General features: G+C 37.4%; 10 protein-coding genes and 1 pseudogene. 8 read left to right on the top strand and 3 right to left on the bottom strand.

Features of this window, described 5'->3' with window-relative positions; all coding sequences use genetic code 11:
- Positions 1–113: 113 nt before the first annotated feature.
- The gene (locus EGX73_RS05020; protein ID WP_172956412.1) at positions 114–929 is read left to right on the top strand and encodes a DUF2971 domain-containing protein; all 816 of its coding nucleotides are present in this window, start codon (positions 114–116) and stop codon (positions 927–929) included.
- A 363-nt stretch (positions 930–1,292) separates the two neighbouring features.
- Here the strand turns inward: EGX73_RS05020 and EGX73_RS05015 are convergent.
- The 3 genes and pseudogenes from EGX73_RS05015 to EGX73_RS16385 form a co-directional block, all read right to left on the bottom strand.
- A pseudogene (locus EGX73_RS05015) lies at positions 1,293–2,518 on the bottom strand (tyrosine-type recombinase/integrase).
- Between the two features lie 1,103 nt (positions 2,519–3,621).
- A complete protein-coding gene (locus EGX73_RS05005) occupies positions 3,622–4,047 on the bottom strand; it encodes a hypothetical protein (RefSeq protein WP_002372632.1) in 426 nt (141 codons plus the stop codon).
- A 468-nt stretch (positions 4,048–4,515) separates the two neighbouring features.
- Entirely contained in the window at positions 4,516–4,647 is a 132-nt protein-coding gene (locus tag EGX73_RS16385; RefSeq protein WP_021150757.1) for a hypothetical protein, read from the bottom strand.
- Positions 4,648–4,796: 149 nt separating this feature from the next.
- Here EGX73_RS16385 and EGX73_RS04995 point away from each other — a divergent pair, with 149 nt between their 5' ends.
- From EGX73_RS04995 to EGX73_RS04965, 7 genes are all read left to right on the top strand, one after another.
- Positions 4,797–5,738, top strand: a complete 942-nt coding sequence (locus EGX73_RS04995; RefSeq protein ID WP_123866787.1) for a 1,4-beta-xylanase — start codon at positions 4,797–4,799, stop codon at positions 5,736–5,738.
- A 122-nt stretch (positions 5,739–5,860) separates the two neighbouring features.
- A complete protein-coding gene (locus tag EGX73_RS04990) occupies positions 5,861–7,171 on the top strand; it encodes an ABC transporter substrate-binding protein (RefSeq protein ID WP_003128918.1) in 1,311 nt (436 codons plus the stop codon).
- A 219-nt stretch (positions 7,172–7,390) separates the two neighbouring features.
- A complete protein-coding gene (locus EGX73_RS04985) occupies positions 7,391–8,308 on the top strand; it encodes a carbohydrate ABC transporter permease (protein ID WP_002320609.1) in 918 nt (305 codons plus the stop codon).
- Between the two features lie 3 nt (positions 8,309–8,311).
- Entirely contained in the window at positions 8,312–9,136 is an 825-nt protein-coding gene (locus tag EGX73_RS04980) for a carbohydrate ABC transporter permease (RefSeq protein ID WP_002320610.1), read from the top strand.
- Positions 9,137–9,161: 25 nt separating this feature from the next.
- Entirely contained in the window at positions 9,162–9,767 is a 606-nt protein-coding gene (locus tag EGX73_RS04975; RefSeq protein WP_002320611.1) for a hypothetical protein, read from the top strand.
- The gene (locus tag EGX73_RS04970; protein WP_003128922.1) at positions 9,760–11,982 is read left to right on the top strand and encodes an alpha-galactosidase; all 2,223 of its coding nucleotides are present in this window, start codon (positions 9,760–9,762) and stop codon (positions 11,980–11,982) included. The genes EGX73_RS04975 and EGX73_RS04970 overlap by 8 nt, the downstream gene beginning before the upstream one ends.
- A gap of 87 nt (positions 11,983–12,069) precedes the next feature.
- The gene (locus tag EGX73_RS04965; RefSeq protein ID WP_003128923.1) at positions 12,070–12,783 is read left to right on the top strand and encodes a GntR family transcriptional regulator; all 714 of its coding nucleotides are present in this window, start codon (positions 12,070–12,072) and stop codon (positions 12,781–12,783) included.

Below are 12,783 nucleotides of genomic sequence, written 5' to 3'. Positions count from 1 at the left end.
CATGAAATCATAAAAATAAGATTTATTTTATTGAAAATTTTAAAATGTTGGTAACAAAAATGGGTACTACTAGTAATTGTTGCTGAATGGTTAATGTAGAGGAATGGTGGGTTATGGAATACTTATATCATTATACTAATGTGGATACGTTAAACCTTATTATAAAGAATGGAACATTTCGATTTAATTCTTTACAAAATGTAGATGATTTGGAAGAAATGGAGACTGAAGATTTTGGAAATTTAGGGAGATTCTGCTATGTTAGTTGCTGGACTGATGAAATGAAGGAATCAATACCTATGTGGAAGGAATATACTTCTCCTAAAAAAGGATTAAGAATACGGTTGCCAATAAGTATTTTTGAAGAAGTACAAGATATAGGGTTTACTAGAGAACAATTAATACAATTGGGTGCTAAAAAGAAAGAAATTCAAGCTTTTGCTGGTTTTCCTTACACAAAGGGATTAGCTAGCTATGAAAGAGAAAATTTAGTTAAGTTTATGCCGCAGATTGTAGAATTATTTCCCGTAACATATACAAAAGATTCTAAATTACTTAGATATAGTGTTTATAACGAGGATGAAAATAGTTCCAGACTCGAAACAAAACTAATTGGGAAATTTAAAAATATTGATTGGAATTATCAATCTGAATGGCGATATAAATTATTTGCTTTTCCGCTTGGATTATTCACTATAGCTGCTAATCCTCAATTGATGGCTGATCCACAACAAATCTTAAAAATTATAAGGACGGTTCCTATTCCTTACGATTACTTTGATATTCCCTTCAGGAAAGAGTGCTTAAGTGAATTAGAAATTCTAACAAGTCCGATTTTTGATGAAGAGGCTAGCCAATTGTTAACAACTATTGTTGATACTTTACCAAATGTAAAGGTAAAACAATCAACGCAGCGATGGGTGAGATAATTTGAATAGATTATATTTTTGAGAGATAAACTATTTTTTGATTTGATTGACGATGTAATGATATTTGTTAATTTTGAAATGTTTTATGTATATCTATTAAATAGTATTGGATCGGCTCGCAAGTAATTGACACCATTGCTTTCAAATAATTTGAAAGTCAATAAAGTTTTTCGTGCTTTTATCTCTCTAAATCGTTGCCATTAAAGCATTATGAAGCTGTTTGAAAAGATGGTTGGGCTAACCAGGTCTTAAGAAAGCTCGTAAAGCTTCACAGTTTTCAAAACGTTAATATCCTTTATATATCAACGTTCAAGACGCTTTCCAATTATTTGGAAAGTGTCTTTTTTTTATATTTAGAACACATTAATTAGATTTTTGTAATCCTCGCTGAAACGCTTCGAACACAGCTTTATCAACTAAATCAGGTGTATTCACATAAATTTTTGTAGTTGAAATACCTGAATGTGTCAAAGCGTTAGAAATTTGATTCATATCAGCCCCACCTTGTCTAGCTAAAGTTGCGTAAGTATGTCGAAGTTTATGAGGAGTTAAATGAACCAAATGGGATGTCTTTTTTTTATAGAATTAATTCGATAATTTAAGTAATCAGTATGGACTGGACAATTTACTTCACCAGAAGGTTTGGAGTAACTAAAAAGATATTGGTCAGGTGTCTGTTTAATTTTCAACTTCAATAGTTGTTCAGCTTGCACTGATTTCCATTCTTGCAATAGTGTCATTACAATTTCCGGAACTTGGATAATAGTATCTTTTCGACCTTTTGTAAATTTCTTTTTTGTGTGTTTATCCAAGGCATATTTAAGACGGACTGTTTGGTTTTCAAAATCAATGTATTTCCATTGCAAAGCATAGGTCTCACTCTTTCTATCCCCAAGATATAAAGTAAGCATAAAAAGAGTGTAATCGTGAAAGGAAAGTAATTGATCATTGAAATCATCTCTTACAGTGTCTAACCAATCAGTGAGTTCTTTCGAAGATAAAGCTTGTTTTCCTTCTCGTATTCTTTTTTCTTCCAGAGCAACTTTCTTAGGTGCAGTAATACTTTGAATTATTTTTGTTGTACGATTAAATTCAATATAATTTAGAACCTCTGCAATATCAAACATGGAACGAACATAGCATTTAATGATTTTTATGTTTGCATATTCCTTCGACTTTTTTGTGAGTTCATCTGATATTATTTCGGTATTTGCATTAAGATAGCTCATGGCATACTCACCAAATATAGGCAGAATATGCAATCGAAATAAATTCTTTGTATTAATGATGGTTATATCGCTTGGAGCTTTATGGGATCTAGTAGTTTGCCCTAACTGATATCTAGGAAGCCATTTAGATTTATAAAACTCCTTGAATTTTATTTGACCTTTGAGCTCTAATGAATTTGCATTCTCCTCTCTTAAGACTTTTGCGATTTTCTTTTTCATTTCATTTTCGGCTTTAATAGCCAATTGCCTAGTTGGAAATGTTTTTTGGAATTTTTCTGAACTGATACCTGTAATTTCTTTAAATTTTTTTGGATATCTCAAATTAGTTTTATATTTTCCATTTGAAAGCTTCGTAGGCAACTTCCTCACTCCTTAATAAAAAAGTAAGGCAGTATATTTCGCTACTTTTAGTATATGCAGTCAAAAGTAAAATTCAAATCTTTTTGAACGTATCCATAAAGCCTTTGATATCTTCTACATCAAAGCGAATTATACCGTCTATTTTTATTACGGGAAAATTATATATACGAATCCATTTATCTAAAGTATTGTTATCAATTCCTAAAAACTCACAGGTTTGTTTTTTGTTTAGATAGACTATTGATTTAATAAAATCATCCCCTTATAAATGAACTAAAATTTTTGAATTGCCTTGGGTAAGCACATAGGAATTTCACCTCTCCCCAGTTTACGGCGAGCCTTACGGAAGTATCATTATCTACTGCTATTGTCATGGCATTTTGTCTTCCCAAAACAAAAAGAAATCTCTAAGTAGTTATCGCTAAATAGGTCATGGCGTACTTGAATTCTTAGCTCGAATAGCAGGGAACGTTATTCAAAAATTATATTTAATTGTCAATGGTCAAAATAGGAATATCATCCTAGTCACTATTAACAACGAAAAACCATATGAAAAGGAAACAAAAATGCTAAAAAAGATTTTAAAATTGGAAAACATATTTAGAAATGAACAATCATATTTTTTTGACAGATTATTTAGTTTTTCATAAACAGGTATGTAAAAATTTAAAATAATAAATTCTGATATTGAAATAAAGATAGAAAATTAAAAGGGATTACCTTTATTTTAATTCAAAAATTATGAAAAATAGGGTGGAGTTGCTGGAGAGAATCAATTAGGTTGTAGTATTAAGGATAACCAAGAGCTAAAGAACCATTTGCGCATATATTTGCATCTAAGCAGAAATTACTAAAATAAACTATCAAAAAGCCAACTGTTCTTTAGTTGGCTTTTTGCGATGTCACTACAATTCGAATGATTCTCTAGAAGTCAGGTCGTCCTGTTTTTCTTACCTAGATAGGCGTGCAATTGTTTCTGTGTACATACGACAGGTATGGTAAGGGGCCTTTCCAAGCGTTGGCGATATCTTCTGTAGAATCTGGTGTCCATCATTGATGAGGTAGGCATACCATTCACTGTTAGATCGAGTATCCACAAAGTTTCATTCTACCATTTCGAAGTGGTGAGTAGCCAATTCATAATAGACCTTACTATTAGTTAATTGATACAGGTTGTAAAAGCCGATGATTGCTTCTGCTAGCGTCCACCAAGTTTTTCGAGTCGAGGTTTGAAGGGTATTTGAATGATCACAAATGATTTTGTTGTTATCGAAGCCTTTGGTAGCTACTTGAGTACCAAGATTTTCAATAAATTGACTGACTTGCACATCTTTGATACCAGTAACAGTCAAAGTCCGTTGCAATACCCAAATGGTTTCAATGTCATGGCTAAAACTGATTTCTTGGCTTAGAGGACACCAATCAGCATTGAAAAATTGGAGGCAGTTTGCTGGGGTCGCAATCTTATCTGTAAAGACAATGAGTAATCTTTGCAAGGTAGTTTTTACATCGAATGTTGGCGTCGTCATGTAGAAATTTATGTATGCCTCTAAAAAGTGCAAATGGGTATTAGTGGTAAAGTCTAGATCTGGCAAATCGCTGGGTCCGATTGATTGGGAGGGAACGGGCTACCAGTTGTGGGAAAAATCCTCCTGATAACCATTTGTAAGAGGGTCATAAGACTTCTTTTCGAGAAAACTAAAGAGCGTGGTTGCCATTTTTAATGCAGACAGATCATGAAAGTCTAAGTAATACTCGCTAAGAACATAGAGGGCAAAACTATTAGCATAAGTGGTTTTATTGGGATCAGAGAGTATTTCAGTTGCGGTTAGCTCCCAGAAGATCCCCTGGGTTTTCCTGGTCCCAACAGACTTACCGGAAAAATTCATAGGCAGGATTCGCAGCAGTCTTTAGGCTAGCTAAAAAAGACTCAGTTAAGGATTTGTCTTGTAAAATGCGGCAGCAATGACTAAAACTCCATAAATACCGGGCGTTCATCAAGCAGCTCTTATTAGTAGTGGGATCTTATCCCGGCGACCGTAAAAACCATCATGAATTAGATCCATCTTACCTTGCCAGAAGGGGATGATTTTTTGAGTGAGCTGCGTGTACAATTTTTTCTTATCCAAAAAAGACCTCCAATTTTATTATATTTACTATATAATATTGTATAAATCATTATAATCAAAAGTATATATTTTTGTTGTTTTTTTCTTCTTCGTCCTTTATAATATAGAATTGAAATCGATTACAAAATAAAACGTGGAGAAGTGAAAAGATGGAAACTATCAATGGGATAACTTTTGGGTTTATGAGCCAACGGGGAGACTGGCAAGATCCAATGAGTCGAGAATCATTACGCATGATGAAAGAAGAGTTAGCTGCAAGTCATGTGATATTACCAATTACTGTCACACAAGCTCATCCTCAGTCTACCAAAATCGATTGGCAAAGTGACAACGTTTTAATAGATGCAGAAGTGAAAGGGATGATCGCTTACGCTCAGGGAATCGGGTTGAAAGTAATCTTGAAACCCATGGTCAATGTGGCAGATGATACGTGGCGAGCGCACATCAATTTTTTTGATTACGATGTTCCCTGCGAGCCGACTTGGAGCCAATGGTTTGATTCCTATCGTGAATACCTGAATCACTATGCAAAACTCGCTGAAGAGACAGGGTGTGTCATGTTGGTAATCGGCTGTGAATTGGTTAATAGTGATCGACGGGAAGCCCAGTGGCGGGAAACTATTTCCCAGATTCGACAGCATTACAATGGTCTACTAACTTATAATTGTGACAAGTATCAAGAAAATAATCTAACTTGGTGGGATGCTGTAGATGTCATCTCTTCATCAGGCTATTATCCGATTGACAAATGGGAACAAGAATTGGATCGGATTGAACAAGTGGTAAATCACTACCAAAAACCTTTCTTCTTTTGTGAAGTGGGTTGTCCAAGTCGTGAAGGAAGTCAATATCTACCCAATGATTGGAGTTTTTCAGGGGAAGTTAGCATGATAGCGCAATCACGATGGTTTGAAAAGATGTTTACTGCTTGTGACAAGAGAAACTGGATTCAAGGCTTTGGTATTTGGGACTGGAAGGCGCGGTTATATTCGCGAGAGATGGCGCTCAAAGACGACGATTACGGGGTTTACGGTAAACCGGCTGCGGCGATCATTCGAGAATTTTACAAAAGTACAAAACAATATATATAAAAGTATATACTTTGAAATGGGAATGTAGTATTATATTTATGTAATCGTTTTCCATTTCTGACGTAACAGGCCATGAACAGTTTTTGGTAACAGCACTTTATTAATTTATAGGAGGAAGTAACATGAAGAAAAAAATGCTAGGTTCAATGATCGTCTTGGGAGTAGCAGGTTTAGTTCTAGGGGCATGTGGAAACAACAAAGATTCAGCTAATGACAAGGATGGTGGGAAAACTGAGACCATTACCTTCATCAACCACAAAACCGACTGGGAAACCAATGGAAAATGGGATGAATACATGACAAAATTCAATGAGAAGTACCCGGATATCAAAGTAGAAATTCAAACGATTACAGACTATGCTGGCCAAATTAAAACCCGGATGAATAGTGAAGAATATGGGGATGTTTTGATGATTCCAGGAGATATCAAGCCAGAAGATTATGGGAACTTTTTTGAACCACTTGGTAAAAAGGAAGAGCTCAGCAAAGAGTATATGGGTTTAAATGATCGGTCCTATGATGGCACGAGTTATGGCTTACCGTCACAGATGAACGCCACTGGGATGGTGGTCAATCAAAAGGTCTTCAAAGATGCTGGTATTGACGAATTTCCACAAACACCAGAAGATTTTGTAGCAGCATTAAAAACAATCAAAGAAAAAAATACTGATGTGATGCCGCTATATACTAACTATGCGGCTGGTTGGACATTATCAAACTGGGACTTTGTTCGCAGTGGTGCTTCTGGTGATAAAGACTTTACCAATAAGATGACTTCAGACAAAGAGCCATTTGCAGCGGGTAAAGTGATGAATACGATTTATAAAACCCTATACGATGTTAGCAATCAAGGGTTGATTGAGGCTGACCCAACTACATCTGATTGGGAACAATCAAAAGTAGATATGGCTAATGGTAAGATTGGGATCATGGTTTTGGGAAGTTGGGCGGTACCACAAATCAAAGACATCAATGCTGATACTGCTGAGGACATTATCTTCCAACCATTTCCAATGACTGCCGAGGATGGTAAACAATATTTGCCAATTGGAGCAGATTATAACTATGGGATCAACGTTCATAGTAAGCACAAAGAAGCGGCGCGCAAGTTGATCGACTGGTTAGTCAATGAATCAGACTACGCGGAAGAAAACGGGGGCTTGTCAGCAAAAATTGGAGCAGATTATCCAGAATCATTGAAGGCTGCACAAGATGCTGGGGTTGAGTTAATTGAAGAAAATCCAGCACCAGCCGGAAAAGAATCATTGTTTAGTTCAATCAATGACCAATCTGAACTAGGTTTGGGTACGACAGATGCTGAAAAGCAACGAATCATCGATGCAGCAGTTGGTAACTCTAACGAAAGCTTCGAAGCTATTATGAAAGACTTCAATACACGCTGGTCAGATGCGATAGCAGAAGTGGGAGAGTAAAATTTTTTTAGAAGTCACCCTAGCAGTTAGGAAAAGACTTTTGATTGATAGCAAATAAAGTTTTGATTGTAGGCACTAACTTTTGTCTGGCAACTTGTGCCAGGCAAAAGCACAGTGTCGTAAAGAAAACTTATCTTGGTAGTAACTTCTTTTGCAGGAGTACATAGCGATTGCGGACCGTGGTCGATATGAGGGGTTTTAGAATAAGGAGGAGCCAACATGAATAAACAGGGAGAGTTTACCATGAATAAGACGGTGAAAAAATCCCGTTTTAGCCAAAAAACTGAAAAAAGAATCTTGATCTTTACTTTTACCATTATTCCGGTATTTTTATTATTAATGTTATCTTATTATCCTTTAGTGAAGATGTTCCAGTACAGTTTGACAGAGTGGAATGGTTATTCCCCAGACAGTAAATTTGTCGGACTAGATAACTACAAGACAGTCTTAACCAATCCAAAATACTTTACCGTTTTTAAAACCAGCTTGTATTACTTCTTTGCAACTTTTTTGCAATTGGGTGTCGCTTTATTGTTTGCAACGATTTTGTCCTTTAAGGTCAAATTTGCTAATTTTTGGAAGGGGATTTTGTTTTTCCCTTATTTACTAAATGGGGTAGCAATTGGATTTATTTTCTTGTACTTCTTTAAAGGTGATGGAACTTTGGATACAGTGCTATCGGCGCTAGGTTTGGAGAGTCAAATTCGGCTATGGTTAGGAGATCGCTCCATCAATAATATTTCTTTGGCCTTTACTTCCTTGTGGCGTTATACCGGCTTTAACTTTTTGATTTTTTTAGGAGCAATCCAGTCGGTCAATCCAGAAGTTTATGAAGCAGCCGAAATAGATGGGGCTAATCGTTGGGATGAGTTTCGTTATATCATCGTACCAAGTATTCGCAAAATCATCTTCCTAAATCTGATTTTGGGCATAAGCGGCTCCTTGAGTGTCTTTGATATTCCATATATTATGACTGGAGGATCCAACGGCACCATGACCTTTGTAATCCAAACCATCGATACTGCCTTTAAGTATAATAAAGTTGGTTTAGCTTCAGCGATGGCAGTTATTTTACTCGTGATTGTCTTAGTGGTGACGTTGATTCAACGGAAATTTATTAGCGAGAAGGAGGCATAGAAGATGAAAAGACAATTTTCTATCGGACGTATACTTCAATATTTGATTTTGATTATCGGGGCAGTGGTTGCCGTACTACCAATCCTGGTAGTTTTTATTGGCTCTTTCAAATCCAATAATGAATTTTTGTCTACCAGTGTCTTGTCGCTACCAAAGTCATTGGACTTTAGTAATTACAAAACTGCGTTTATCAATGGTCAGATGTTGACAGGTTTTAAAAATACGTTGCTTATTTTTTCAATTAGTATGGTAGGTAAGCTTTTGTTAGGCTCGATGTTTGCCTATGTTATGAGCCGTTTTGATTTTAAACTGAAAAAGCCGATTATGGCTTTGTTTATGATGGCAATGTTGATTCCTGGCATTACTAGTCAAGTAGCGACGTTCCAAATCATTGAAGGAATTGGCTTGTTCAACACGATTTGGTCAGTTATTTTACTAAATTTGGGAACAGATGTGATTTCCATCTATGTTTTTTTGCAATACTTAGATGAAATCCCAGTCTCTCTAGACGAATCGGCCTATTTGGACGGGGCCAACTATTTTGGTATCTTTTGGCGGATTATTTTACCGAACTTAAAGGCACCTATTGTCACTATGCTAATCATCAGCGGTGTGGGTGTTTACAATGATTTCTATAATCCATTCTTGTATATGCCCGATCGTAAACTAAAAGTGATCTCCACGGCACTCTTTGCATTCAAAGGCCCTTATGGAACCAACTGGCCAGTGATCTTAGCCGGGGTAATTATTGTTATTTTACCGATTTTGGTTGTCTTCTTGGCTTTGCAAAAATACATTTACAATGGTGTTGCTGGTTCTGTGAAATAAGCTTACCGGAAAAGGAGGGTTACTGGTGACCGAGAAGTCCAGTAAATTAGTAGTTGCAGTGGAATTACTCTATGTCCTAGTAAAGTGTTCCTTGCATTTTTGGGGCTGGTTAGTCACTGGTGGCTTTATTTATGGCTGGGTTAGTAGCCATAAAAAGTTAGTTTTTTGTGTCGACCATCCAGAAGCCTTACAAGAAAAGCTCTGTCGACTAACCAAGAAGCTACCACCTACGAAACTGTGCGAAAAAGTGCTATCTGTGGGCGTATTTTTGTCCTTGGCGATCTTTTTATCTGGTGCGTGGCTCGGTAGCACTTCACTAGGCTTGTTTTTTAAAGTTACTGGGGGATTATCTTTGCTTCTTTTCTTACTCTATAATGCACACTGGGTCTTGGGAACAGCGACGTATGACGAAATGAAGGAAGCTCCTGTTGCTATTGGGTATCAGCTATTACTTCAGACATTACGACCCAGTTTGCTAAATGGCTTCATCTTGGGGACCTATGCCTTTTGGATCCTATTATTGCTGGTCAGTCCCTTGCTGTTTTTCTTGGTGGCTCCTGGCGGAGTGGCCTATTTACTGAAAAAAGGCTCGCAAAAATTTCGTGAAATGGAAGGAATAAATCATGATTAGTGTCAATCCTGAAAGAAGAGAGTTTCACCTAAAAAATCAGAACATTAGTTATATTTTTCGGGTAATGGAAGAGTTAGACGTCTTGGAACAACTCTATTTTGGAAGTAGTATTCCTATTTATGATCAATATGATTTTTTGATTGAAAGAGAAATACGTCCCGCTAACAACCAAATCAAGCAAAACTACACTACTTCGTTGGAACATATCAAACAAGAAGTGGGCCTCTATGGTACCACTGATTTTCGCTATCCCATGCTACGGGTACGCTATCCAAAAGGAGATCGTATTAGTCACTTTACCTATCAACACTATCGGATTGAATTAGGAAAACAGGCACTTTCTGGCTTGCCTGGCAGTTTTGGTGAAGCGGGGGAGACTTTAATTATCACCTTGCAAGATCGTTATTCACCTTTGCAAGTCGAGCTTTACTATACCTTGTTTGGTGAAGAATCTGTAGTGACCAGACAAATGAAGATCATCAATCCTAGTGAGACGACCTTTGAGTTATTGGACTGTCTGAGTTTTAATCTGGATCTTCCAAATCAGCACTATGATTGGCTACACTTGGATGGAGCTTGGGCGAGAGAAACCCAGATTAGTAGAAATTCCATTGCTTATGGTGTGCAAGAAGTCGCCAGTACTCGTGGAGCCAGCAGTCATGTCCACAATCCTTTTATGGCTGTTTGTGAGTCCAATGCGACGGAAGAACAAGGAAAGATCTATGGCTTTAGCTTAATTTATAGTGGCAATTTTGTGGCACGTTTGCAGCTGGATACTTATGACATTTTGCGAATTCAAATGGGTATCAATCCTTTTGAATTTGCTTGGCAATTAACTCCAAAAAGCACATTTTTGACACCGGAAGCAGTACTGGTGTATAGTGAGGCCGGTTTTAATGGTATGAGTCAAAGCTTCCATCATTTTTTCCAAGAGCACTTGATATCACCTCGCTGGTCTCATAAGCAACGACCTGTTTTAATCAACAATTGGGAAGCCACTTATTTTGATTTTGACAGTGAGAAATTATTACAAATCGCTGAAAAAGCAGCAGCAATCGGTGTGGATCTGTTTGTGTTGGATGACGGCTGGTTTGGTACTCGGAATAGTGATAACGGCTCTTTAGGTAATTGGCAGGTGCAGCTAGCCAAAATACCAGAGGGGATCTCTGCCTTTGCGACGAAAATCAATCAATTAGGTTTGGAATTTGGGCTGTGGTTTGAACCCGAAATGATTTCTACGGATACACCCTTGTATGAGATGCACCCTGAGTGGGTAATTGGTAATTCTGAGAAGCAAATCTCTCATGGACGGAATCAGTTTGTCTTGGATTTTAGCAACCCAGAAGTGGTGGAGACAATTTTCCAGCAAATCGATTGCGTTCTTGCTTGTGGCAAAATTACATACCTGAAATGGGATATGAATCGTTATATTTCAGAACCATTTTCCAATTACCTCGCCGATGGTAATCAAGGAGAGTTGTTCCATCGCTACATTTTAGGTGTTTATGACCTGTATGAAAAAATCTTAGCAAAATACCCCGATTTGTTGATTGAATCCTGCGCTGGTGGCGGTGGCCGTTTTGATCCTGGGTTACTCTACTATGCACCCCAGACTTGGGCCAGTGATGATACTGATGGGGTCGAACGCTTGAAAATTCAATACGGGGCTTCGATGGTTTACCCATTAGCTAGTATCGGTAGTCATTTGTCACAGATTCCCAATCATCAAGTAGGGCGTTCGCCAGGACTGACTTTTCGTAATCAGGTAGCGATGTTTGGTACTTATGGTTTGGAGTTGGATATTACGAGGATGTCAGATGTAGAGCTACAACAGGTAAAAGCAGCGATTGCCACCTTTAAAGAATACCGAGAATTGATCCACGAGGGGCGTTTTTATCGTCTCAATAGTCCTTTTGATAATACCCAGTGTAGTTGGATGGTAGTTTCAAAAGATTTGAGTGAAGCTTTGGTGGCGGATTATCAAGTGTTGGGTAAACCGAATCCGGCTTATCGTCGTTTATTATTGGCCGGTTTAGATTTGGAAGCTAATTATCAAATCAATCAACTGCCACAATTACGTTCCGGTAAGGATCTTTCTAGCATTGGCTTGATTATGGGTGGCAACTATGTCGGTCGAGCAAAAGACTATTGGTCCCGTCAATTGCCGGGGGATTATGCGTCTCAACTGTATCATTTACGACGAGTAGATAAATAATTTCAAAAGGACAGTGGCTGGCTATTTCCATTCGGTAGCAGATAGGATAAGATATTAGGATAAGCCATAAGTGGAGGTAACATGACGATGAAAAAATATATCCTTATTTCCAGTGATATCCGTAAGAAGATACTGGAAGGTGTATATCAAGCAAATCAACAAATTCCCTTCGAAAAAGATCTTTGTGTGGAATATGACGCTAGTAAGATGACGGTGAAAAAGGCCTTAGATATGTTAGTGTCAGAGGGATTGATTATCAAACGTCGTGGATCCGGTACTTTTGTCAAGGATTTGGCGACCGATGAAATAGAACGAATTGCGGTGGCTAATCAGTTTCGTGGGACGACTGCTCTCAATCCAGGAAAAGAAGTTAAAAGTAAAGTTTTGGAGTTTAAGGTAATAGAAGCGGATAACTTGGTAAAAAATAAATTAAATATGCAGGAAGATACTTTCGTGTATGATATTTATCGGGTGCGTCACATTGATGGCAAGCCGTTGGTTATGGAAAAAATGTACATGCCTATCGATTTGATTCCTGGTTTGAAAAAAGCCAATATTGAAGGGTCCATTTATGAATATATTGAAGAAGATCTCGGTTTGAAAATCCAAAGTGGGCATCGACGCGTCAGTGTCCGAAAGGCGACTGAAATCGAACAACAGTATCTAGAATTGGATTCGGGAGATCCGGTGGCAGTGGCAGAGCAAATTGCTTATTTTGATACAGGCATCGCTTTTGAGTACTCCATTTCAGTTCATCGTTATGATAGTTTTTCGGTGGAGTTTGTCTTAACGAGAGAATAA

Origin of the sequence: Enterococcus sp. FDAARGOS_553, from assembly GCF_003812305.1 — a bacterium.
In the GTDB taxonomy this organism is placed as follows: Bacteria; Bacillota; Bacilli; order Lactobacillales; family Enterococcaceae; genus Enterococcus_D; species Enterococcus_D gallinarum.
Note: the sequence above shows the minus strand (reverse complement) of the source record. Positions and strands in the feature narration are given on the sequence as shown.